Annotated in this window: 17 protein-coding genes; 1 reads left to right on the top strand and 16 read right to left on the bottom strand. The window is 71.9% G+C overall.

What is annotated here, in order from left to right; genetic code table 11:
- Positions 1-81 precede the first annotated feature (81 nt).
- Entirely contained in the window at positions 82-2,346 is a 2,265-nt protein-coding gene (locus tag C6569_RS02850; RefSeq protein ID WP_181313884.1) for a sensor histidine kinase, read from the top strand.
- A gap of 241 nt (positions 2,347-2,587) precedes the next feature.
- Here the strand turns inward: C6569_RS02850 and C6569_RS02845 are convergent, their stop codons facing one another.
- From C6569_RS02845 to C6569_RS02770, 16 genes are all read right to left on the bottom strand, one after another.
- Positions 2,588-5,557 carry a bifunctional [glutamine synthetase] adenylyltransferase/[glutamine synthetase]-adenylyl-L-tyrosine phosphorylase gene (locus tag C6569_RS02845; RefSeq protein WP_106747415.1) on the bottom strand — a complete coding sequence of 990 codons (2,970 nt, stop codon included), beginning with the start codon at positions 5,555-5,557 and terminating at the stop codon, positions 2,588-2,590.
- Positions 5,526-6,989, bottom strand: coding sequence for a sensor histidine kinase (locus C6569_RS02840; RefSeq protein ID WP_106747414.1), 1,464 nt, complete (start codon positions 6,987-6,989; stop codon positions 5,526-5,528). The genes C6569_RS02845 and C6569_RS02840 overlap by 32 nt, the downstream gene beginning before the upstream one ends.
- Positions 6,986-7,657: a winged helix-turn-helix domain-containing protein gene (locus tag C6569_RS02835; protein WP_106750869.1), complete on the bottom strand. Its 672-nt coding sequence runs from the start codon at positions 7,655-7,657 to the stop codon at positions 6,986-6,988. Before C6569_RS02835 ends, C6569_RS02840 begins: the two co-directional genes overlap by 4 nt.
- A gap of 201 nt (positions 7,658-7,858) precedes the next feature.
- Complete coding sequence (locus C6569_RS02830) at positions 7,859-9,388, bottom strand: Do family serine endopeptidase (RefSeq protein ID WP_106747413.1); 1,530 nt, start codon at positions 9,386-9,388, stop codon at positions 7,859-7,861.
- A gap of 168 nt (positions 9,389-9,556) precedes the next feature.
- Positions 9,557-10,009: a cytochrome c-type biogenesis protein gene (locus tag C6569_RS02825; protein WP_106747412.1), complete on the bottom strand. Its 453-nt coding sequence runs from the start codon at positions 10,007-10,009 to the stop codon at positions 9,557-9,559.
- A 3-nt stretch (positions 10,010-10,012) separates the two neighbouring features.
- Complete coding sequence (locus C6569_RS02820; RefSeq protein WP_106747411.1) at positions 10,013-12,001, bottom strand: heme lyase CcmF/NrfE family subunit; 1,989 nt, start codon at positions 11,999-12,001, stop codon at positions 10,013-10,015.
- Positions 12,001-12,474 (bottom strand): cytochrome c maturation protein CcmE, encoded by a 474-nt coding sequence (ccmE, locus tag C6569_RS02815; protein ID WP_106750868.1) that lies wholly within the window; start codon positions 12,472-12,474, stop codon positions 12,001-12,003. Before ccmE ends, C6569_RS02820 begins: the two co-directional genes overlap by 1 nt.
- 35 nt (positions 12,475-12,509) lie before the next feature.
- Positions 12,510-13,592, bottom strand: coding sequence for a c-type cytochrome biogenesis protein CcmI (ccmI, locus tag C6569_RS02810; RefSeq protein WP_106750867.1), 1,083 nt, complete (start codon positions 13,590-13,592; stop codon positions 12,510-12,512).
- A gap of 155 nt (positions 13,593-13,747) precedes the next feature.
- Positions 13,748-15,202, bottom strand: a complete 1,455-nt coding sequence (locus C6569_RS02805; RefSeq protein WP_146144721.1) for a hypothetical protein — start codon at positions 15,200-15,202, stop codon at positions 13,748-13,750.
- A 48-nt stretch (positions 15,203-15,250) separates the two neighbouring features.
- Entirely contained in the window at positions 15,251-15,697 is a 447-nt protein-coding gene (locus C6569_RS02800) for a glycine zipper 2TM domain-containing protein (RefSeq protein WP_106747409.1), read from the bottom strand.
- 141 nt (positions 15,698-15,838) lie between these two features.
- Positions 15,839-17,227, bottom strand: a complete 1,389-nt coding sequence (locus C6569_RS02795) for an ATP-binding protein (RefSeq protein WP_106747408.1) — start codon at positions 17,225-17,227, stop codon at positions 15,839-15,841.
- 1 nt (position 17,228) lies between these two features.
- The gene (locus tag C6569_RS02790) at positions 17,229-17,909 is read right to left on the bottom strand and encodes a response regulator transcription factor (protein ID WP_106747407.1); all 681 of its coding nucleotides are present in this window, start codon (positions 17,907-17,909) and stop codon (positions 17,229-17,231) included.
- A 30-nt stretch (positions 17,910-17,939) separates the two neighbouring features.
- Complete coding sequence (locus C6569_RS02785; RefSeq protein WP_106747406.1) at positions 17,940-18,242, bottom strand: PepSY domain-containing protein; 303 nt, start codon at positions 18,240-18,242, stop codon at positions 17,940-17,942.
- A gap of 88 nt (positions 18,243-18,330) precedes the next feature.
- Entirely contained in the window at positions 18,331-18,549 is a 219-nt protein-coding gene (locus C6569_RS02780) for a hypothetical protein (RefSeq protein WP_106747405.1), read from the bottom strand.
- A 40-nt stretch (positions 18,550-18,589) separates the two neighbouring features.
- On the bottom strand, positions 18,590-22,420 hold the full coding sequence (locus tag C6569_RS02775; RefSeq protein WP_106747404.1) for a baseplate multidomain protein megatron: 3,831 nt from the start codon (positions 22,418-22,420) through the stop codon (positions 18,590-18,592).
- A complete protein-coding gene (locus C6569_RS02770; RefSeq protein WP_106747403.1) occupies positions 22,420-22,863 on the bottom strand; it encodes a DUF6950 family protein in 444 nt (147 codons plus the stop codon). The genes C6569_RS02775 and C6569_RS02770 overlap by 1 nt, the downstream gene beginning before the upstream one ends.
- Positions 22,864-23,047: the final 184 nt, after the last annotated feature.

Genomic DNA, 23,047 nt, shown 5'->3' with positions numbered 1-23,047 from the left:
GAACGCAAATTCAGAGATTCGACGGGGGTACCGGCGATGGAGCGCAGTTCTGCGCCCAGCGCGGACGCGCTGATTCATGCCTTGAGACTGAACGGGTTCGCCCGCTCCGTCGACGCCTCCTTCGAGTCCTGGCTGGCCCCTTACGAGCCCGCCCTGCGCCGCCTCGTGCCCACCCTGATCATCGCCTTCCTGGTGGTGATGGGCGCAGGCGCGCTGCAACAGATCCTCAACAGCCGCACGGAGGCGCTCGTCGCCGTCAAGGCCGACCTCGACACCGCCGCCGCCGCCATCGAGATCGACCTCAACCAGCGCGTGGCCGCCACCGGCGGCGACGCCACGGCCGCCGTGCAGGCGGCCTTCGATTACACGGCGCCGCGAATCGGCGCCCAGGCCGGCCGCGTCATGCTGGCGACCGATCCCGCCGGCACCATCGTCGCGGTCGCCCCGGCCTCGGCCCGCGCCCGCTTGCTCGGCAAGCCGCTGCGCGAGGTCTTCGCCGCCATACCGCCGACGACGAGCAGCCCCACCCCGGTCCGTCTCTCGACGGAGGAGGACGCCGTCGTCATCGTACGCCCGCTGGCGGCGCCGCTGGCACAGTTCCTCGTGTTGCGCGACACCGATGAGGCGCTCGGCATGTGGGCCCGCAACTCGCTCCTGACCGGTACGCTCTTCGCCACCACCGGCCTCCTGCTCCTCGTCATCGGCCTCGCCTTCCACATCCAGACCATGCGGGCGGCCACCGCCGACATGATCAACCACAATGCCCGCGCCACCATAGACGCGGCGCTGGAGAGCGGCGGCTGCGGCCTGTGGGACTGGGAAATCGGCACCAGCCAGATGTACTGGTCGGCGTCGATGTTCGAGATTCTCGGCATCAAGGGCCGCGAGGGCCTGGTCACCTTCGACGAGCTGTTCCCCATCCTCCACCCGGAAGACGGCTATCTCGGCGGCATCTCCCAGCTCACCGATCTCGACCCCCGCAACGCCGTCGACTTCCAGTTCCGCATGCGCCACGCCGACGGGCGCTGGATCTGGCTCCGCGCCCGCGGCCGCGGCCTCACCCTCGCCGGCGTCGCCCATCCCCGCTTCGTCGGCATCGTCGTCGACATCACCGAGCAGCTCGAACTCGCCGCCCGCAACGCCGCCGCCGACCATCGCATCCGCGAGGCGATCGAGACGATCTCCGAGGCCTTCGTCGTCTGCGACGACCAGGACCGCATCGTCGTCTGCAATTCCAAGTTCCGCGAGCTCAACGGCCTCGCCGACGACGAGGCGCGCCCGGGCGCCGGCTATCGCGAGCTGCTCGCCGCCGCCGGCGGCGGCGCCAAGATCAAGCAGGGCCACATCCTGCCCACCCACGACCCCGACGGCTCGCGCAACTTCGAGGTGGAGCTCGCCGACGGGCGCTGGTTGCAGATCAGCGAGCGGCGCACCCATTGCGGCGGCTTCGTCTCGGTGGGGACCGACATCACCGCCCTGAAGCGGCACGAGTCCCACGTCACCGCCAGCGAGCAGCGGCTTCGGGCGAGCGTCGCCGACCTGCAGAAGAGCCAGTATGCGCTGGAGATGCAGACCCAGCAGCTTGCCGAGCTCGCCGAGAAATATTCCGAGCAGAAGACCCAGGCCGAGGAGGCGAGCCGCGCCAAGTCGGAATTCCTCGCCCATATGAGCCACGAGCTGCGGACCCCGCTCAACGCCATCATCGGCTTCTCGGAGGTGATGCGCGACGGACATTTCGGCCCGCTCGGGGCGAAGAAATACCTCGAATATGTCCGCGACATCCATGCCAGCGGCCACTTCCTCCTCTCCGTCATCGACGACATCCTCGACATGGCCCGCATCGAGGCCGGCCGGCTGTCGCTGGAGCTGAGCCCCACCTGCCTGGAGGAGACGCTGGAGGAGACCATGCGCGTCGTCTCAAAGATGGCGGCGGACAAGGAGATCCTGATGGAGGCGGAGGTGCCGGGCGGCATGGACCTCGTCGCCGACCGCCGCGCCATCAAGCAGATCACGCTGAACCTGCTCTCCAACGCGGTGAAGTTCACCCCGCGCGGCGGCATGATCTCGGTGCGCGCCCGCAAGGCCCGCGGCATCATCGCCCTCGCCATCGAGGATACCGGCATCGGCATTCCCCGCCACGCCATCAACAAGCTCGGCAAGCCCTTCGAGCAGGTGGAGAGCCAGTTCTCCCGCAACCACCAGGGCTCCGGCCTCGGCCTCGCCATCGCCAAGTCGCTGGCCGAGATGCACGGCGGGTCCCTGCGCATCCGCTCGACCTTCGGGCGCGGCACGACGGTGGTGGTGCGGCTGCCGGTCGCCGGCCCCAAGGCGAAGGCGGAGGCCTGAGACTTCGGGGGCCTTGCATCGGGCAAGTGCGTCCTTCGAGGCTCGCCCCCGTGCGACGCGGACGCGTCGCCGCGGGGCTCGCACCTCAGGATGAGGAGGGAGGTGTCCTTCATCAGGCCCAGTGGTGCCGGACGGTCGCGTTTCACCCGGCGGTGCAACCCACCACGCTCCTCATCCTGAGGCGCGAGCGTCAGCGAGCCTCGAAGGACGCACTTGGCCGATGCGGGGCGCCTGAAATCCCTTACAGCGGCCCGACGACGGCGACGAAGGCCTTGCGAACCTGGCGCTGCACCTCCGCCAGATGGGCGTCGACAGTGGCGAAATCGGGGAGTTCGCCGGCCCGCGCCAGCAGGCGCTTGAGACCGGGCGCGGCGGTCTGCGGGTCGAAACCCTCGACGAGGCAGAGCCTGAGGATCTGCGTCAAGCGCTGGTAGAAGCGGCAGGCCGAGCGCAGCACGTCGCCCTCGGTCGGCTTCAGCAGGCCCGCGGCGGCGGCCTTGTCGAGCACCCGCACCGTATTGGTGTCGAGAATGTCGGGATGGCGGTTGCCGTGGACGAGTTGCAGCGCCTGGGCGATGAACTCGATGTCGATGAGGCCGCCGCGGGCATATTTGAGGTCCCAGCGGTCGTCGTCGCCCTTGTCCTCGGCGATCGCCCTGCGCATGTCGACGATGTCGGCGAGGGTCGCCTTGGCCGGCCGTTTGCCAGTGAGGACGCGGCGGATGGCTTCCGTCACTTCCGCCTCGAAGCCGGGGGTCGCGGCGACGACGCGGGCGCGGGTCAACGCCATGTGCTCCCAGGTCCAGGCTTCCTTGGCCTGGTAGGCGCGGAAGCCGTCGATATGGGTGGCGACTGGACCGGAGCGGCCGGAGGGGCGCAGCCTGAGGTCGACGTCGAAGAGCACGCCCTCGCTGGTGGGGGCCGAGAGGGCGCTGATCAGGCGCTGGGTCAGACGGGCGAAATAATGCCCGCCGCTGAGCGGTCGCGGCCCCGTCGAGGCGCTCTCCTTCGGATCGTGGTCGTAGAGGAGAATGAGGTCGAGATCCGACCCCGCCGTCATCTCGCGGCCGCCGAGCTTGCCCATGGCGACGACGGCCGTGCGCATGCCGCGGATGGACCCGTGGGAGGCGACGATCCAGTCGGTCACCGCGGCGTGCAGCGCCTTGATGAGCTGTTCGGCGAGGCGGGCGAAGGCCTGGCCGGCGGCTTCCGCCGAAACGGTGCCGGCGAGGACACGCACGCCGGTGAGGAAGAGCTGTTCCTGGCCGAAGATGCGGGCGCGGTCGAGCACGTCCTCGGCGTCGCGGGCCATGGCGAGGGTTGCGGCGAGGCTGGCGGCGAGATCGGCGTCGGAGGGCAGTTCGCCGAAGAAGGCGGGCTCCAGCAGCGCGTCGAGCACATGGGCGCGGCGGCCGAGGAGATCGGCGAGGCGCGGCGCCGAGCCGAGGATCTGCGAGATGAGCTCCAGCAGGTCGGGATGGCTGCGCAGGATGGCGAGGAGCTCGATCGGCTGGGAATGGCGCGTCAGCAGCCGGTCGAAGGCGCGCAGGCCGAGATCGGCGTCGCCGGTGCGCGAAAGCGCGTCGAGGAGGGCGGGGGCGAGTTCGGCCACCCGGTCGCGGGCGTCGCGGGCCCTGAGCCCGCCGGATTTCGGCTGCTGCCAGGCCTGGACGGTCGCCACCGCCATCGCCGGATCGGCGAAGCCGAGGTCGGAGAGCGCCGCCAGCGTCGTTCCCTTCGGCGGGTCGGTGGTGAGGTCCAGCGTGCCCTTGACCTCGGCGAGCGGCGGCAGCGCCTCGAAGAGCTTGGCATAGGCGGCCTCGACCGGTCGCAGCTCCGCAGTCAGCGCGGCGGCGAAGGCGGCGTGGTCGCGATAGCCGAGGAATTGGGCGATGCCGGTGACCGCCTCCGTCGTCTCGGGCAGGCTGTGTGTCTGTTCGTCCGCCACCATCTGCAGACGGTGCTCCACCCGCCGCAGGAACCGGTAGGCGCGCTCCAGCGCGGCCCGCGTCTCCTCGGTGACCCAGCCCGCCTCGCGCAGGCGATGCAGTCCGGTGACGGTGTCGCGCACCCTGAGCGCCGGGTTGCGACCACCGGCGATGAGCTGCTGGGTCTGGACGAAGAACTCGATCTCGCGGATGCCGCCGCGCCCCAGTTTGATGTTGTGGCCCTCGACGGCCAGGGCGTCGTGGCCGCGGAAGGCGTGGATCTGCCGCTTCATGGCGTGAACGTCGGCCACCGCGGCATAGTCGAGGTACTTGCGCCAGATGAAGGGCTGCATCTCCTTCAGGAAGGCCTCGCCCGCCGCGATGTCGCCGGCGCAGGGCCGCGCCTTGATGAAGGCCGAGCGCTCCCAGGTCTGGCCGATCGTCTCGTAATAATGGAAGGCGGCGGGGGTGGAGATCGCCACCGCCGTGGCGCCGGGGTCGGGACGCAGGCGCAGGTCGGTGCGGAAGACGTAGCCGTCGGCGGTGCGCTCCTGCAGGATCTTCACCAGCCGCTGGGTGAGGCGCACATAGGCGGGCTGGGCATCCTTGCCCGGCTTCATCGGCGCCACGTCGGGATCGAAGAAGACGATGAGGTCGATGTCGCTGGAATAATTCAGCTCGAAAGCACCGTGCTTGCCCATGGCGAGAACGATGTAGCCAGAGCCGACCTCCGCCTGTCTGGGGTCGGCGGGCGCCAGCATGCCCTGATCGGCGAGGTCGCGCATCAGATGGGCGACGGCCTCGGCCACCGCGAGGTCCGCCGTCTCGGTGAGGGCCCGGGTCACCTGCTCCAGCGGCCACACGTCGCCGATGTCGGCGACGGCGACCAGCAGCGCCATCTGGGCACGGAAGCGACGCAGCGCCCGACCGACGCCCTCGTCGCTGCGCGCCTTGCGGCAGGCGGCGGCCGCCTCCGCCTTCAGCCGGGCGAAGACGGCCTCGGGAGCCTCGGACAGCACCGCCAGCAGATGAGCGGGATCGTGGCCGGCGATGGCGGAAAGGAAGGGCGAATGGGCGAGGACCCCGGCGACGAGGGCGCGGGCCTTCGGCGCCTTCAGCACCCGGTCGAGCGCGGCGCGGAGCTCGCCGTCGTCGACGGCGGCGAGGAAGCCGGCGATGCGCTTCGCCACCGTCGCGCCCTTCGGCAGGACGGGGGCGGCCGCCAGCCGGTCGATCAGGCTTGCATGCGAATCAGACGGGTCGGGCGGCAACGCTCGGGTCATCGGCCGATCGTGGCAGACGCAGCGCCACCTTTAAACCCGGCCGGTTGTCCTCGAGCACGAGACGCCCGCCATGGAGGCGCGCCACGGCCGCCGCGAGGCTGAGGCCGAGGCCGGACCCGGGGCGGGAGCGGCTCGTCTCCAGCCGCACGAAGCGGTCGAGCACGCGGCCGCGGTCGGCGTCGGCGATGCCGGGGCCGCGGTCGGCGATGGTGACGACCGCCTCGCCGTCCTCGGCGGCGACGGTGACGGCGACCTCGCCGCCCTCCCCCGTGGCGCCGTATTTCAGCGCATTGTCGACGAGGTTGGCGACCACCTGGCCGAGCAGTTCGCGATTGCCGGTGACGCTGACCGGCGCGGCCGTGACGGTGAGGGCGACGTGCGCCTCCTCCGCCACCGGCTCATAGAGTTCAGCGACGCCGCGGGCGATCTCGGCGAGGTCGAGCCGCACCATGCCCTCGCGCTGGTTGCCGGCCTCGGCACGGGCGATCATCAGGAGGGCGTTGAAGGTGCGGATGAGCCCGTCGGACTCCTCGATGATGCCGGTGAGCGCCGCGCGATAGGCGGCGTCGGAGCCGCCGACCCTCAGCGCCTCCTCCGCCTTGTTGCGCAGGCGCGTCAGCGGCGTCTTGAGGTCGTGGGCGATGTTGTCGGAGACCTCCTTCATGCCGGCCATCAGCGCCTCGATGCGGGCGAGCATGTCGTTGACGGAGCCGGCCAGGCGGTCGAGTTCGTCGCGCGAGCCGGCCGTGGGCAGGCGCCCGGTGAGGTCGCCCTCCATGATGCGGCGGGACATCTCGGTCATGGCGTCGACGCGCTTGAGCACCCGGCGGGTGACGAAATAGGCGCCGAGCAGACCGAGGACGATGGCGACGGCCACCGAGAAGCGGAAGCCGCGGCCGAAGATCTCGCGCATGCGGTCGCGCTCCTCGAGGTCGCGGCCGACCAGCAGGCGGAAATTGCCCGGCAGGCCGTAGACCTGGGCGATGGCGCGGTGCGGCCGGTCGGACGTGCTCTCGTCGGCGCGGCGATAGTCGGTCTCGATCCAGCCCTGGCGCGCGAGGGTGCCGGCAGGCAGCTCGCCGATATTGCCGGTCAGCGGCACGCCGGCGAAGGTGGCGACGAGATAGAGCGAGGCGCCGGGGCGGTTGCTGCGCTCGTCCACGACCTCGACGAGGCGGCGGATGCCGCCGATGGCATATTGCTCGGCGAGGCCCCGCACCTCCGCCGTGATGGTCTCGGTGAGCTGGTCGGTGAGCTGGCGCTGGGTGGCAAAGCCCAGCCAGCCGATGACGAAGCCGGCGAAGAGCACGAAGATGAAGAGATAGGCCGCGATGATCTTGAAGGCGGTCGTCGACAGCAGCGAGCGGAAGCCGGAAATCCGGCGTGCAGGCTTCGCCGCGGCGGCGCCGGACGGCGCGGGGGCGGCGGTCACGGGCGCACCGTATATCCCGCGCCGCGGATCGTGTGGATGAGCGGCTTGTCGAAGCCCTTGTCGATCTTGGCGCGCAGCCGCGAGACATGGACGTCGATGACGTTGGTCTGGGGGTCGAAGTGATAGTCCCAGACGTGTTCCAGCAGCATGGTGCGGGTGACGACCTGGCCGGCATTCTTCATCAGATATTCGAGCAGGCGGAACTCGCGCGGCTGCAGGATGATCTCCCCGCCGCCGCGGCTGACGCGGTGGGAGAGCCGGTCGAGTTCGAGGTCGCCGACACGATAGACGGTCTCCGGCGCGCCGGTGGTGCGGCGGCGGGAGAGCACCTCGATGCGGGCGAGGAGCTCGGAGAAGGAGTAGGGCTTGGGCAGATAATCGTCGCCGCCGGCGCGCAGGCCCTTCACCCGGTCGTCGACCTGACCGAGGGCGGAGAGGATCAGCGCCGGCGTGTCCCGGCCGGCGGCCCTGAGTTCGGCGATGACGGCGAGGCCGTCCTTCTTCGGCAGCATGCGGTCGACGATGAGCACGTCGTAGGGCCCGTCGGAGGCCATGGCGAGCCCGTCCTCGCCGTCGGCGGCGTGGTCGGCCACGTGGCCCGCCTCCTTGAAGGCCTTGACGAGATAGGACGCCGCCTCGCGGTCGTCCTCGATGATCAGAATCCGCATGGAGGGCATGTTACACGGGCTCTCGGGCGCTGTGCGAGACGGGGTCGGCAAAACACCGAAAAACGAGGCGGCCGGACATGGAGATCCGACCGCCCCGCTCGAGAGGATCCAGGCCGGCGGGGGGCGACTGGGGTTGCCGGCGCGGGATCACTCGTGAGTGGTGGCCGGCGTCGGAAAGGTTCGACGCCGGAGGACATCGCCTCAGCTCGGGTTGAGCGGAATGGCGACGAAGCGCTGGCCCTCGCCCGAACGCAGCCGGATCAGGGCCGAGCGGCGGCCGTCGGCGCGGGCGGCGTTCAGCGCCTCGCGCACGTCACGCAGCGAGGAGACCGAACGGCCCGCCACGTCGAGGATGACGTCGCCGGGACGGATGCCGCGCTGGGCGGCGGGCCCGGAGGGGTCGACCTCGGTAACCACCATGCCTTCGCCGCGGCCGGCCGGCTCGACCGAAAGGCCGAGACGCGGGGTGACCGGCGCCGCCTCGGGAGCCGGCTCGCCGCCGGGGGCGCGGCGGCCGGGCTGGGCCGAGGCCTCGTCGCCAGGCAGTCGGCCGAGGGTGAGCGGGAAGGCGCGCTCGGCGCCGTCACGGATGACGGTCAGGCGCACCGTGGTGCCGGGCCGCACCGCCGCGATGCGGCGGCTGAGCTCGCGGGCGTCCTTCACCGGCTGGCCGTCCACCGCGACGATGACGTCGGAGGGCTTCAGGTCGCTGCTGGCCGCGGGGCTTCCCGCCTGCACGCCGGCGACGAGGGCGCCCTCCGGCTTCGGCAGCTTCAGGCCCTCGGCGATCTCAGGCGTGATCGCCTGGATCTGCACGCCGATCCAGCCGCGCTCCACCGTGCCGCCCTCGCGCAGCGCGGCGATGACGGTCTTGGTCGTCTCGGAGGGAATGGCGAAGGCGATGCCGACATTGCCGCCCGAGGGGGAGAAGATCGCCGTGTTGACGCCGATCACCTCGCCGTTGGCGTTGAAGGTCGGACCGCCGGAATTGCCGCGGTTCACCGCCGCGTCGATCTGGATGAAGTCGTCATAGGGACCCGAGCCGATGTCGCGGCCACGGGCCGAGACGATGCCGGCCGTGACCGTGCCGCCGAGGCCGAAGGGGTTGCCGACCGCCAGCACCCAGTCGCCGATGCGCGGGGCATTGGCGGCGAAGCGGACGAAGGGGAAGTCCGTGCCCTCGGCCTTCAGCAGGGCGAGGTCGGTGCGCGGGTCGGTGCCCACCACCCTGGCCTTCACGGTGCGGCCACTGTCGAGGACGATGTCGGCCTCGGTGGCGCCGCGCACCACATGATTGTTGGTGACGAGGTAGCCGTCGGCGGAGATGAAGAAGCCGGAGCCCTGGGACATGCCGCGCGGGCCGCCGGGGCCACGGGGGCCGCCGAAGCGCGGGCCGCCGGGGGTGCCGGGGCCGCCGAAGCGCGGGTCGTTGCGGAACTGCTCGCCGAAGCGGCGCATGAACCGCTCCATCTGGCCGTTGTCGTCCTCGTCCATGCCCGGCAGCTCGCGATAGTTCATGGCCTGCGGGGCGGCCTGGGTGACGCGGACGGAGACGACGGCGGGCTTCACCCGCTCGACGACGTCGGCGAAGGAATTGGGCGCGGTGATCGCGCCCTGGGCGGTGGCGCTGGCGACGAAGGGGGCGCGGGCGGGCTCGAAGGCCAGGACGCCGGCGCCGACGGCGGCGATTGCGACGGTGCCGAGAAGGGCGGCACGAATACGGGACGTCATGGGGGAATCTCCACGAATGAGGGGACACGGGGTCTGCGCCGTGTGTGAGGGGAGATTGGCGCAGGGCGGATTACCTCACCCTGTCGGGGACATTACATCTTCGTAAGGTGCCGCGGTGGGGAGTGCGGCGGCTGCTTCACTGCCGATGGGGTCGTGGCCCCAGCCGCATCAGGACTTGAGCGCCGCCTCGAGCTTGGCCTTCTCTTCATCGCTCAGCGGCGTGACCGCGACGGGCGAAGGCTTGCGCCGGCGGGCGGCCATGAGGAGATAGCCGATGCCGGCGAGCAGGAAGACGATCGGCGCCCCCCAGAGCACAGCCGTGTGCCAGCCGAAGCGCGGGCGCAGCAGGACGAATTCGCCGTAGCGGGCGACGAGGAAGTCCAACACCTGCCTGTCGCTGTCGCCCGCAGCCAGCCGCTCGCGCACCAGCACCCGGAGGTCGCGGGCGAGCGGCGCGTCGGAATCGTCGATCGACTGGTTCTGGCAGACCATGCAGCGCAGATCCTGGCTCAGCGCCCGCGCGCGCTCCTCGAGGCGCGGATCGGCGAGGCGCTCGCCCGGCAGGACGGCGAAGGCGGGCGTCGCGGTCATGAGCGCGAGCAGAAGGGCGAGGACGCGCATCGCCTACTCCGCCGGCTGGACGGCGGCGGCGGCGCGGCGGGCCGAGGGCTTCGGCGCGCCGACCCTCAGCCGCCGGTCGGAGAGCGACAGGGCGCCACCCAGCATCATCACCAACGTGCCGATCCAGATGAGCAGCACCATGGGCTTGTAGAAGAAGCGCAGGGCGATGGAGCCGTCGGTGCCGGCATCGCCCGGCGAGACGTAGAGCTGGGAGACGCCGCGGGTCTTCAACGCCGCTTCCGTCGTCGGCATGGCGCGGGCCGTATAGACGCGCTTGGCGGGGGCGAGCGTGCCGGCGTCGACGCCGCCCTCGCGCACCGTCAGGCGCGCCACGAGGTCACGGTAGTTCGGGCCCTGCACAGGCACGAGGCCCTGCAGCGTGATGTCCCAGCCGGCGACGGAGACGCTGTCGCCCGGCCGCATCTGCACGATGGTCTCCTGCTTGTAGGCGGTCTCGCCGACGATGCCGAGCAGCATCACGCCGACGCCGGCATGGGCGATGGCGGCACCCCAGGCCGAGCGCGGCAGGCCGCGGGCGCGGGCGAGGCTGGTGGCCGCCGGCGCGCGGAAGAGCTGGACGCGCTCGGCGATGTCGAGCAGCGCGCCGACGATGACGTAGAAGGCGAGGCCGATGAAGAGCGGCGCCATCACCGGTCCGCCGGTGCTCACCGCATAGGCGACCAGGGTGGCGAGGATCGCCGCCGCGAAGGCGAGGGTGAGGCGCTGCGTCACCGCGACGAGATCGCCGCGCTTCCAGGCGAGGAAGGGGCCGAAGACCATGGCGATCATCAGCGGCACCATGAGCGGGCCGAAGGTCCAGTTGAAGAAGGGCGGGCCGACGGAGATCTTGGCACCCGTCAGCGTTTCCAGCGCCAGCGGATAGAGCGTGCCGACGAGGACGGCGGCGCAGGCGGCGGTGAGGAACAGGTTGTTGAGGACGAGCGCGCCCTCGCGCGACACCGGCGCGAAGAGGCCGCCCTGCTTCAGGGTCGGCGCGCGCCACGCATAGAGCGCCAGCGAGCCGCCGATGAAGGCGACGAGGATGGCCAGAATGAAGACGCCGCGCTCAGGATCGACGGCGAAGGCGTGGACCGAGGTCAGCACGCCGGAGCGCACCAGGAAGGTGCCGAGGAGCGACAGCGAGAAGGTGAGAATGGCGAGCAGCACCGTCCAGACCTTCAGCGCCTCGCGCTTCTCCATGACGATGGCGGAATGGAGCAGCGCGGTGCCGGCGAGCCAGGGCATGAGCGAGGCGTTCTCCACCGGGTCCCAGAACCACCAGCCGCCCCAGCCCAGCTCGTAATAGGCCCAGTAGGAGCCCATGGAGATGCCGGCGGTGAGGAAGATCCAGGCGACCAGCGTCCAGGGCCTGACCCAGCGCGCCCAGGCGGCGTCGAGCTTGCCGTCGATCAGCGCCGCCACGGCGAAGGCGAAGGACATGGAGAAGCCGACATAGCCGAGATAGAGCAGCGGCGGATGGATGGCGAGGCCGACGTCCTGCAGCAGCGGGTTGAGGTCGCGGCCCTCCATCGGGGCCGGGGTGATGCGGGCGAAGGGGTTGGAGGTCTTCAGGATGAAGAGCAGGAAGGCAGCGGTGATCCAGCCCTGCACCGCCAGCACGTTGGCTTTCAGGGTCAGCGGCAGGTTGCGGCCGAACAGCGCCACCAGCGCCGAGAACAGGGTGAGGATCAGCACCCAGAGGACCATGGAGCCCTCGTGGTTCCCCCAGACGCCGGAGATCTTGTAGATCAGCGGCTTGGTGGAATGGCTGTTCATGAACACGTTCTCGACCGAGAAGTCGGAAACGAGATAGGCGTGGGTCAGCGTCGCGAAGGCGAGCGCCACGAAGGCGAACTGGCCGAGGGCCACCGGCGGGGCGGTGGCCATGAGGGCGTTATCGCCACGCCGCGACCCCCAGATGGGCACGACCGACTGGACGAGCGCCAGAGCGAGGCCGAGGACGAGGGCGAAATGGCCGATCTCGGGGGACATCAGTTCGACCTCGCCGGGGCGTTCGGGTTCGGCGCGGGGTCGCCCGGCTTCCAGTGGCCCTGGCGCTTCAGGCTGTCGGCCACTTCCTTCGGCATGTAGTTCTCGTCGTGGCGGGCGAGCACGCTGTCCGCTCGGAAGGCGCGGTCGGGGCCGAGCACGCCCTCGGTGACGACGCCCTGCCCCTCGCGGAAGAGGTCCGGCAGGATGCCGCGATAGGAGACGGGGATGGCGTTGCGGCCGTCGGTGACGGTGAAGGCCACCTCCATGTTCTGGCCGCGCCGCACCGAACCGGCCTCGACGAGACCGCCGAGCCGCATGCGGGCGCCGGGCTGGAGGTTCTTCTCGACGATGTCGGTCGGCGACTGGAACAGGGTGATGGAGCCCGACAGCGAATAGAGCACCAGCCCGGCGGCGAGGCCGAGCACCGCCAGCGCGATGCCGATCAGCGTCAGGCGGCGCTGCTTGCGCGTCATGCCGCCGCGGACGAAGACGGGTGTGCCGGTGGTGGTCATGAGCCGCCGATCCCCAGTTCGCTGACCAGCCCGTCGAGCCGGCCGATCTTGTCGGCCTCGCCGGCGAAGCGCTGGCGGGCATTGGCCGCGGCCTCGCGGGCCTTGGCGGCTTCACCGAGGACGACGTAGGAGCGCACCAGGCGCATCCAGCCCTCGAAATCCGACCCGTCGGAGGCGAGACGGGCGGCGAGGCCGTCGACCATGGCGCGGATGTCGGGCGGCGCCGCGGGAGGCGGCGCGGGCGCCGCCGCTGGCGCCGGCGTGCCGCCGAGGCGGGCAATCTCCGATTGGAGCAGGCCGATCCAGGGGGCGCCGGCGGGTGCCTCGGCGACCAGCTTCGCCCAGGCACTGCGCGCCTCCTCCGTCCTGCCGTCCTGCTCGGCGGCGAGGCCGATGAAATAGCCGGCCTTGGGATGGCCGGGCCCGAGGGCGACCGCCCGCTCGAATCCGGCCTTGGCCTCGGCGGTGACGACGCCGCCGGCGGCGAGGGTCTGGGCCTCGGCGAGGTCGGCCTCGCGGTCGGCGGTGGCGCCGAGAATGCGCAAGGCGTTGCTCCGGGCGCGGACCGCGTCCGGCAGCCGGCCGAGCCTCAGATAGACGGGCGCGACGACCTCCCAGCCGCGGCCGTCGCCGGGATTGGCGGCGAGATGGGCCTCGATGCGGGCGATGAGGCCGGCCATGTCGGTGGGCGCGGGGGCGGCGCGCTGGCGCTCCGCCAGGGGCTGGCCGGAATAGCCGGGCTGACCCTTCAGGCCATAGGCGAGCGCGGCGACGGCGGGAATGACCAGGATGGCGCCGACCGCGACCATGCGGCGGCGGCGCGTGGCGCCTTCCCCGACGACGGCGGCGACGCGCTCGGAGGCGGCGATCAGCCGGCGCGAGACCTCGACGCGGGCGGCCTCCGCCTCGGCCGCGCCGATGAGACCCGCCTCCGCGTCGCGGCCGATCTCCGCCAACTGGTCCTTGTAGACGGCGACGTCCATCTCGGCGGCGGCTGCGGGGGTCGGGCGCGACAGGGGCAGGAGAACGGCGAAGATCGCCGCGGCAGTCATGGCCGCGATGGCGAGCCAGATCGTCAGGGAGCCTTCCATGGCCTTTGGGGGAACGTCCCGTCATGCGGGGGCGCCGACGGGCACCCACCCTCGAACGATGCTAAATAAAGCACCCGTCCCTGGGGGACAACGCTCAGGTTGTCGCGCTCCGGAAGGTTTGATGTCGCGCAAACGCGCCGCGATCAGCGCCCGGAGGCCTTGCCGCTGTTGATGGCGACGTCGGCGGCCTTCTGCAGCAGTTGCGCGTAGCTGGCGCCGAAGATGCGGGCCGAGAAGCGCACCGCGGCCTCGATCTGGCTGATCTTGAGGGCGCGGTCGACGTCCGGCGCGGAGCGGATGTTCTCCATGAGCTGCGTCAGGGTCGGGTCGAGATAGCCCTGGATCTCGGAGAAGACGCGGGTCGTCAGCTCGTTCAGCGCGATCTCCGAGGCGTGGCTGCGGCAGGTGTTGAGGAGATCGAGGCGCGCCTCCACCTCGCCCACCACCTCTTCGGTGATCGGCTGCATGGGCTGGTCGGTGCGCTGGCGCGGCCGGATGAGGCGGCGCACTTCGCCGGGAATGCCCTCGATCTCGGCCGAGAGCAGAGCGGCGAGATCGGCTCTGAGCTTGGCGACCCGCCGCTGCCAGGGGCCGTCTCCAGTCAGGCTCATGTCGGTGCGAAGGGAGCGGACGGAATCATGAAATTCCTTGATGCCGGCGGCGGCGCGGTCGCCCCGCCCCTCCTTGATCGCCCGCGATACTTTCTGGGTGGCCCGCTCGATGTCGCCGATGACGAGGTCGACGGCGGCGCGGTAGGGGCTGGCGGCGATCTTGCTCGGCTCGTCGCTGTCGGCGGCGAGAACGGCGAGGCGCACGAGCTGGGCGCGCTGCACCAGCCGGGCCTGGAGAAGGGCGAGGCTGAACGGCAGGAGCCCGGGCCGCGAGGCCGCCAGTGGGTCGAGCATGGCGCGGGCGTTGGCCAGCCCCTCGTCCGCGAGATTCTTGATGGAGGAGGGCGCCTTCGCCACCACCGAGGCGATCACGGGGGCGTCGTTGAGGACCGCCAGCACGTCGGCGAGGTCCTCGCGCACCCGCTCGTCGCCGAGGCGCACGTTGAGGCGCTTGCGCTCCAGCTCGCCGGAACCGGCCTGTTCCAGCGCGGCATAGGCGGCCACGCTGAATTTCGGCAGGAAATCGGCGATGGCGGCGGCGACCGGCACCTCGTCGCCGTCGACCTCCGCCCGGCGGCAGACCTGCTCCAGCGCGGCCGCCTCGTCGGGCTTGAGGTCACGCTTCAGGAAGGTCCAGATCGCCGGCAGCGAGGCACGCATGATGCGGCCGCGCACCTTGGTCTCCAGCCGCTCGTCGATGAGGAAGGGCTCGAGCGGGCGGAACAGCAGGCGCGGTGCGGCATCCTCGCGCCGGGCCTCTTCGGCAGGCGGCATCTTGGCCGGCGCGGCCGGGGCCGGTGCGAGACCGAGGGCAGCGACGATCATGTCGCCGCCGGGCACCTCCTCGCCTCGCGCTTTCGCCTTGGCGATCTCGCTGGAGAGGAGCTGTTTGGCGGAGTCGGGGAGCGCGGACAGATAGGCGCGCAACCGCTCCATGGACGAGGGAGCGGCGACGCTGTCCGGTCGGTTGACGGCGGCCTCGGTCATCGTGCCCGAAAGTAACCCGCCGACGTTAAGAAGTGGTGGCCGTGCGGCTCAGCCGACCGGCGTCCAGCTCCCGTCCGGGTTGCGGCAGGCGGTGCCCACGGCGGTCTGCGGCCGGCCGCCGACATAGATCGTGTGGGTGTATTCGCGGCAATAGGCGGCGCCGCGGTAATAGGTGCGGCCCGGCTCGACATAGCCGTAGGCCTTCTCCGAGCGCCATTCGGAGCGGCGGCCCTCGACCCAGACGACGCGCTCGGCCTCGTAGGCCCGCTGGCGGTCCTGGGCGTCGAGGTCGCGGCCGATGGCATTGCCGATCAGGCCGCCGATGGCGGCGCCGGCGAGACCGGCGGCGAGGCGCTCGCCCGGGCCACCGCCGAACTGCGAGCCGATGAGGGCGCCGGCCACGGCGCCGACGGCGGTGCCCGACTGCTCGCGGGTTTCGCAGCCGGCGACGGTGAGGCCGATCAGGACGGTGGCGGCGACGAGACGGAGGCGCATGGATGGAACCCGTTTGATGCCGGCTCGGGCCGGCGGGATGAGGACGGCGCCAATGTCCAGCCGAATGCGGCAAAAAGCGGGCGCGATACCGCCGGGGAGAGGGGAAGGGGATCCAGGAGGTGAGGTGGCGGCGACGCCCCCTCACACCGCCGGAAGCCGCAGCACCGCCCTCAGGCCCCCGGTCGGGGCGGCGTCGAGGCGCAGGCTCCCCTCGTAGAGGCCGGCAAGCTCGGCGACGATGGACAGGCCGAGGCCGGAGCCCGGCTTGGTCTCGTCGAGGCGGCGGCCGCGCCGGCCGACCGACTCGCGTTCCTCGGGCGTCAGGCCCGGGCCGTCGTCGTCCACGGTGATGGAGAAGAAGGCGCGGTCGGCCGAGGTCGGGCTCTGTTCGCGCTCGGCGGTGACGACGACCCGGCCGCTGGCCCATTTGCAGGCGTTGTCGACGAGATTGCCGACCATTTCCTCGAGATCGTTGCGCTCGCCGCGGAACATCACCTCCTGCGGCACGGCGCAGGCCACCTCGAGGTCGCGGTCGCGATGGACCTTCTGCATGGTGCGGGCGAGGCTGCCGACGACGTCGGCCACCGGCACCACGGTGGTGGCGACGCGGGCGCGGGCCGCGGCGCGCGCCCGGTCGAGGTGGTGGTTGACCTGGTCGCGCATGACCTGCGTCTGCTCGGCGACCTTGAGGGCGAGGGCGTCGTCGCGGCCGGCGGCCTCGTTCTGGATGACCGAGAGCGGCGTCTTCAGGGCGTGGGCGAGATTGCCGACATGGGTGCGCGAGCGCTCGACGATCTCGCGATTGGAATCGATCAGCGCGTTGACCTCGCGCGCCAGCGGCGCGATCTCGACGGGAAAGTCGCCCTCCAGGTGCTCCTGTTCGCCGGCACGGATGGCGGTGAGCCCGCCGACGAGGCGCTGCAGCGGCGCGAGGCCGACGCGCACCTGCAGGAGGGCCGAGACGCCCATGCCGACGGCGAGCATGATCAAGGTCGCCACGAGGATGAGGTTGAAGCCGCGCACGGTCGATAGGATGTCGTCGGCCGGGCCGGCGACGACGATGGTGAAGTCGCCGTCCTCGCCGAGCTCGACGACCCGCTCGACGGCGCGCAGGCGAACGCCGTTCGGCGCCTCGATATAGCCCTCGCGCGAGCGGGTGGGCCCGTCGGCGGCGGCCTCCGGGCCGAGGGTCGGCAGCCGCCCGTCGAAGAGGGAGCGCGAGGCGCGCACCTCGTTGCGGCCCGCATCGGTGCGCAGGATCTGCCAGTACCAGCCGGATTGCGGCAGTTCGAACAGCGGCTCGCCGAGATTGGCGCCGATGACGATGGAGGTGTCGTCCACCGCGCCCGCGATGTCGGCGATGAGCAGCTTCACATAGACCTGGATGCGGCGGTCGAAGCCGCGCTCGACGGCCGTGCGGTTGACGGCCGCCAGGACGATGCCGGTGACGGTCAGCAGCACCACCGCGAAAGTGAGCGCGAGGAGGAAGAGGCGCCGCGCCAGCGACGGCGCGCGGGGCGCGGCGGCCACGTCAGGGGCTCGCGGCGGGCTGCGTCGGCGGCTGGAGGATATAACCGAGGCCCCTCACCGTCTGGATCACCTCGACGCCGAGCTTCTTGCGCAGACGGCCGATGAAGACCTCGATCGTGTTGGAATCGCGATCGAAATCCTGATCGTAGATGTGCTCGACCAGCTCCGTCCGCGAGACGACCTTGCCCTGCTGGTGCATGAGATAGGCCAGCAGGCGGTACTCGTGCGAGGTCAGCTTCACCGGATTGCCGTCGACGGTGACACGGCCGGCGCGGGCGTCGAGGCGCACCGGGCCGCAGTTGAAATCGTTGGTGGCCTGGCCGGCGACGCGGCGCAGCAGGGCGCGCAGGCGGGCCAGCACCTCCTCCATGTGGAAAGGCTTGGCGACATAGTCGTCGGCGCCGGCGTCGAAGCCCTGCACCTTGTCGGACCAGCGGTCGCGGGCGGTGAGAATCAGCACCGGCATGGTGCGGCCGGAGCGGCGCCACTGCTCGAGCACGGAGATGCCGTCCATCTTCGGCAGGCCGATGTCGAGCACGACGGCGTCGTAGGGCTCGCTGTCGCCGAGATAGTAGCCCTCCTCGCCGTCGAAGGCCCTGTCGACGACATAGCCGGCATCGGTCAAAGCGGTGGTGATCTGCCGGTTGAGATCCGGATCGTCCTCGACGACGAGCAGGCGCAAGGGAAGGTCTCCTGAAATCTGGCCCGAAGGCTAGCGCACCTGGACGATCTGACCGTTCGTCGCGTCGATGCGCACGCGCACGACCTTGCCATGGCGGGCGACGACTGTCAGCAGGTAGACGAGCTGGTTGCCGGCACGGCAGAGCCGCGCATTGATGACCTCGCCGCGATGCTCGGCGCGCAGCGCGCGCTGCGCCTGGGAGAGCGGGATGGCCTGGCCGTCGGCGATGGCGGAGCGCCGCTCGGCCGGCGACAGGCACGCCATCTGCGCGAGCGCCGGCCCGGCGGAAACCGCCAGGGCGAACGCGAGCGCGGATGTGCGTGCAAGGGGCATGAGGGACTGTCGCAGGCCGATGAGCCGGTCACGCTAGTGGCGCGGTCTGAACCCCGGATGAATGGCTGTTCAGGATGGCGTGAGCGCGTCACCGTGTCAGCTTCGTGCTGGCCATCACCCGGAAGACGATGGCGCCGGCGAAGCTCACGCCGGTGGCGGCCTGGAGCAGCGCCTCGGTGAGCGCGCCCTGGTCGATGAGCTGGGTCTCGACACCGAAGACGGAGGCGAGGAGGCAGAAGAGGCCGACGAGGCTCGACCAGACGGTGCGGCTGGCGAGGATCGGCTTGAGGGTGGAGAGGTCGGACATATGCGGCTCCTGTGCTGGGGTGAAGGTGAAGCGTCGGCGGTCAGACGGCGAGGACGGCGTCGAGCGGATGGCCGGGTCCGGCCACCGCCGAGACCTGCGCGACGGTGAGGCGGAGGACCGACTGCGGCGCGCCGAAATCGGCGGCCTCGTCGGCGGCGGGGTAGAGGTGGGACGGCGCCGTGGTCTCCACGTCGCGGATCGGCGCCCCGTCGGCGGCGCGGATGGTGAGGCGATAGCGTTCGGCCGCCTCGCCGAGGCCGACCTCCGCCATGTCCCAGCCGTCGCCGCCGAGGCGGGTGCGGCGGGCCCATGAGATGCGGATTCCCGCCGCCTCGCGCCGCGCCCTCGCATGCACCGGCGCGAAGGGGGTGAGCGCGGTCATGTCGGCGGCGGCCTCCACCTCGGCCATGGCGGGATCGGCGGCGAGCAGGACGGAGGAGCCGATGCGCCAGCGGAAGGGCCGTCCCACGAGGTCGAGCCCGCTGCCGAGGGACACCAGCGGCCCGTCGAGCAGGACGACGCTTGCCCCCGCCGGCACGGGACCGGTGAGATGCTCGGTGCCGCGCTGGCCGCGGATGAGCCGGGAGAGCACCCAACTCCGCTCGGCCACCAGGGCCGCGTCGCGGAACTGCAGCACCTCCCAGCCGCCGGCGGGATGGCGAAGCGCCAGACCGTTGGCGCCGCCGAGCACCGCCGCCTCCGGCTGGCCGGCGAGCGCCCCGGTGACGAGTTCCACCGTGACGGAGGCGTGGCGGTCCCAGCGCCAGGGATCGCCGGCGGCGAGCGCGGTCAGGGTGCGGCCCATCAGCGAGGGTCGCTGCAGCGTGCCGACGGCCTCGTCACCGAGGCCCTCGCCGCCGCGCCAGACCGTGTAGGGACCGCGCCAGGGATCGGCGCTGACGGCGCAGAAGGCTAGCGGTACCGGTTCGGCCTCGGTCAGCGGCGGCAGGGCGAGGATGGCGACGGCCGGCGCGCCGGTTGCCGCCGGCCCCTCATAGCCGCGCCGCGCCGATCGCGGCCGCCGCGCCCGGACCGGCGGGGCCAAGCTCTCGGCCTCGGCGCGGCGCATCAGGCCACCCTCGAGGGTGGTGAGGCGGAACGCGGCGGGGCCCTCCTGACCGGACATGGTGACGGCGTCCCCGGGTTCGAGGCGCAGCGCCGAGGGCGGCAGGGCGAAGGTCGCCTTATCGCGGGCGGCCCAGAGCCGGTGCAGCAGCGCCTCGCCGCGCAGCGCCATCTCGCCGGGGTCGGCGGCTGCCGACAGCGACAGGCCCGAGACGCGGTCCGCCCCGCCGACGATGCGCCGGCTGGTGACGGCGGTGGCGCGGAAGTCGGCGTCGGTCTCGGCGAAGGCGATGGAGAGCTCCGCCGGCAGGTCGGCCGTCTCGGAGCGCGTCACCGAGAGCGGATGGCGCTCCTCCTCGTCGACCAGGCCATCCGCTTCGAGGCTCGCCACCGGCGGCCCGGCGCGGCCCAGCAGGACGAGACCCTCGCCGCGTTCCACCGCCTCGACGCCGAAGGCGCGGGCGATGCCCTCCAGCGCGTCGCGGGCGCTCATCGGCCGGTCGATGGAGAAACCGTCGAGCACACCCTCCACCTCTCCCGCCTCGACGGCGGCGACGCCGTACTCGCCGAGAACGGCCCGCATGAGGTCGCCGACCGGGGCCGAGCCGAGCCGGCCGTTGAGCCAGTGGCCGGTCTCCCAGTTGGCGCCGTCGGCCCAGACGTCGCCGGCGCGCGGAAAAGCCGGCCAGGGCCGGGCGTCGAAAGCCCAGAGCGCGATGCGCGCCGGGTCGACCATGGGCCCGCCATAGGCCGGCGAGACGGGGTTCGCTTCCGCCGTGCCGCCGAAGGCCGGGTCGAGGCGGGAGAGCACGGCCTCCAGGGCGCGGCGCTGGATCAGGTCGTCGCGGTCGCCGGAGGAGAAGGGCGGCAGGCCGCTCTCGCTCGACTTCGGGTCGGGGAAGACCGAGGGGCGGTTGGCGCCGCGGTCGACGGCGGGAAAGCCGAGTTCGGTGAGCCAGACCGGCTTCGACCGGGGCACCCAGGCGGTCGGCGCCGTCTCGACGCCGCCGAGGCGCGGCCGGTGCTCCTCCGACCACCAGGAAACGAGGTCCTTCTGGCGGAAGACCCAGGGCTTGCCGAGCCCGTCGGTGATCGGCGTGCGGGTTCCGGCGGCGCGGTCGAGGTCGGAGGCATAGTACCAGTCGAAGCCCTCGCCGCCGGCAAAGCCTTCCGCCAGTGCCGCGACGCCGTAGGGCGTGCCCGGCGTGTCGTCGCGCCGGTCGGCGAGCGGGGCGTACCAGTCGATGCCGACCGCGCCGATGTCCGCATGGGCCCAGAGCGGGTCGAGGGGGAAGTCGAGGTCGACGCCGCGGGCCTGGCCGCCATATTCGGTCCAGTCGGCGGCATAGGAGAGGATGGCGTCGGGCAGCAGCGCCCTCACCTCTCCGGCAAGATCGGCGAGCCCCTGGACGAAGGGATGGCCGGCGGCGCCGCGCACCCGCGTCAGACCCACCATCTCGGAGCCCAGGAGGAAGGCGTCGACGCCGCCGGCGGCCTTGGCGAGGGCGGCGAGGTGCAGGACGAAGCGGCGATAGCGCCACTCTTCCGGGCCGGCATAGGCGACCGCGTCACCGGCCACGGTGAAGTCGGACGCAGCCGCCGTGCCGAGGAAGTCCGCCACCTCCTCCGCCGCCGCCGCGGCGCCGTCGGTGGACCCTGGACGGCCGGGCGCCGGGGTGCAGGTGATGCGGCCGCGCCAGGGGTGCGGCGGCTGGCCGTCGGCCCCGGTCCAGGGATCGGGCAGCGCGTTCTCCGCCGGCACGTCCATCATGACGAAGGGGATCAGCGTCACCTTCAGCCCGCGCGCGCCGAGGTCGCGGATGGCGCGGACGACCGTGGCATCGGAGGGCGAGCCGCCATAGGACGGGCGTCCGTCCACTTCGCTGACCAGCCGGGCGGTGGCGCGCGTCTCGCCGGCCGCCTCCCAGACGAGGCCCGCAACCTCCTTGTCGCGCCGCTCCACGGCGGGACGGATGGTGCACCGGCCCGCCCGGAGGTCGTCGCCGAACCAGGCCACCACCAGAGAGACCGATTCGAGGTTCGGGCAGAGCGCCTGCGCCTCGTCCAGCGCCACGGTGAAATCGGAGCCGTCGCGGGTCGTGTGGCGCGTCTCGGGCGCCGAGCGGCCGTAGCCGTAGTCGCGAACGTGGACCGCCGGTTCGTAGCCGAATTCGGTGGCGCCGGGGATGACGACGAGGGCGCGGACCATCTCCTCCAGCGCCCCGACCGGCCGGATCACCTCGCAGGTGAGCTGCGGGATGCGGCTGCCGAAATCGTCCAGCGGCAGATTCTCGAAGACCACGTAGGCCAGGCCGCGATAGGCCGGCGTATCGCCGGCGCCCTCCTTGGCGACGATGAGCGGATCGGCCGGCTGGTCCTCGGTGCCGCGGTGGACGCGGATGGTCAGCCCCGCCTGGTCGAGCTCCTTGCCGTCGGCCCAGATGCGGCCGACGCCCGCGATCGGCCCCTCGCAGAGCCCGACGGCGAAATTGGCGGTGTAGCTGTAGCTGCGCCCGCGCGAGGCCCCCTTGCCGCCGCCGGCGGCCTGTTCAGTCAGCTTCGTCGCCCAGACGACCTGGCCGGCGACGCGCATGCGCCCGTAGACGCGCGGGATCGGCGCGCCCTCGGTGGAAGAGAGGACGTCGAGATCCTTCAGCCGCGGCCCGTCCGGCGGGCGGGCGCCAAACAGGGCCCGGTCGATCACAGCGCCGGCCAGCGCCCCGGCGAGGCGGCCGGCCACGACGCCGGCGGCGCCGAAACTGCCGCCGAGCGTGGCGCCGGCAAGCGAGAGGACGAGGGCGGCCATCAGGCGGTCTCCGGCGCGAGGTGCGGAAAGGCGAAGGCGTAGGCGAGGCGTCGGCGCCACCAGGGCTGGAAGACGATCTCGGCCACCGCCGCGCCGTCATGGGCGTGGATCAGCGTCGTCGGCCCCGTGAGGATGGCGCAGTGCTTGGCGGGAAAGCCGTCGCGCCAGCGGAACAGGACGACGTCGCCGGGCCGCGCCTCCCCCGCATCCACCTCGACGAGGTGGCGCCGCGCGGCTTCCGCCAGCGTCTCGTGGCCGTGGGCCTCAGCCCAGTCGGGCGTGTAGGGCGGCACGAAGACCGGTTCCGGGCCGATCACCTGCCGCCAGACCCCGCGGACGAGGCCGAGGCAGTCGCAGCCGATGCCATGGAGGGAGGCCTGGTGGCGGTAGGGCGTGCCGAGCCAGCCGCGCGCGGCGGCGACGATGGCGGAGCGTGTCGGCATGGGGTGATCCGGGGTGTCGTGGGCTGGGCTGGGCGCGGGAACACGAGACGACCCTCGCCCTCCGCCCTCTGACCGCGCGTCTGAAGCGGGCGCAGAGACGTTGCCGCTTCACCTCACCCCGGCGGGGAGAGGTGACGTGGAGCCTGACGGGCCATGGAGAGAGGCGGACAGGACGTCGAAGTCC

Origin of the sequence: Phreatobacter cathodiphilus (genome assembly GCF_003008515.1) — a bacterium.
Taxonomy (GTDB): domain Bacteria; phylum Pseudomonadota; class Alphaproteobacteria; order Rhizobiales; family Phreatobacteraceae; genus Phreatobacter; species Phreatobacter cathodiphilus.
Note: the sequence above shows the minus strand (reverse complement) of the source record. Positions and strands in the feature narration are given on the sequence as shown.

Excerpts from the sequence above, each read along its gene's own strand:
- C6569_RS02805 (WP_146144721.1), bottom strand. The coding sequence starts at position 15,202 with ATGACCGAGGCCGCCGTCAACCGACCGGACAGCGTCGCCGCTCCCTCG.
- C6569_RS02770 (WP_106747403.1), bottom strand. The coding sequence starts at position 22,863 with ATGCCGACACGCTCCGCCATCGTCGCCGCCGCGCGCGGCTGGCTCGGC.
- ccmE (WP_106750868.1), bottom strand. The coding sequence starts at position 12,474 with ATGACGCGCAAGCAGCGCCGCCTGACGCTGATCGGCATCGCGCTGGCG.
- C6569_RS02835 (WP_106750869.1), bottom strand. The coding sequence starts at position 7,657 with ATGCGGATTCTGATCATCGAGGACGACCGCGAGGCGGCGTCCTATCTC.
- C6569_RS02845 (WP_106747415.1), bottom strand. The coding sequence starts at position 5,557 with ATGACCCGAGCGTTGCCGCCCGACCCGTCTGATTCGCATGCAAGCCTG.
- C6569_RS02800 (WP_106747409.1), bottom strand. The coding sequence starts at position 15,697 with ATGCGCCTCCGTCTCGTCGCCGCCACCGTCCTGATCGGCCTCACCGTC.
- C6569_RS02775 (WP_106747404.1), bottom strand. The coding sequence starts at position 22,420 with ATGGCCGCCCTCGTCCTCTCGCTTGCCGGCGCCACGCTCGGCGGCAGT.
- C6569_RS02820 (WP_106747411.1), bottom strand. The coding sequence starts at position 12,001 with ATGTCCCCCGAGATCGGCCATTTCGCCCTCGTCCTCGGCCTCGCTCTG.
- C6569_RS02830 (WP_106747413.1), bottom strand. The coding sequence starts at position 9,388 with ATGACGTCCCGTATTCGTGCCGCCCTTCTCGGCACCGTCGCAATCGCC.
- C6569_RS02785 (WP_106747406.1), bottom strand. The coding sequence starts at position 18,242 with ATGCCCCTTGCACGCACATCCGCGCTCGCGTTCGCCCTGGCGGTTTCC.
- C6569_RS02780 (WP_106747405.1), bottom strand. The coding sequence starts at position 18,549 with ATGTCCGACCTCTCCACCCTCAAGCCGATCCTCGCCAGCCGCACCGTC.
- C6569_RS02825 (WP_106747412.1), bottom strand. The coding sequence starts at position 10,009 with ATGCGCGTCCTCGCCCTTCTGCTCGCGCTCATGACCGCGACGCCCGCC.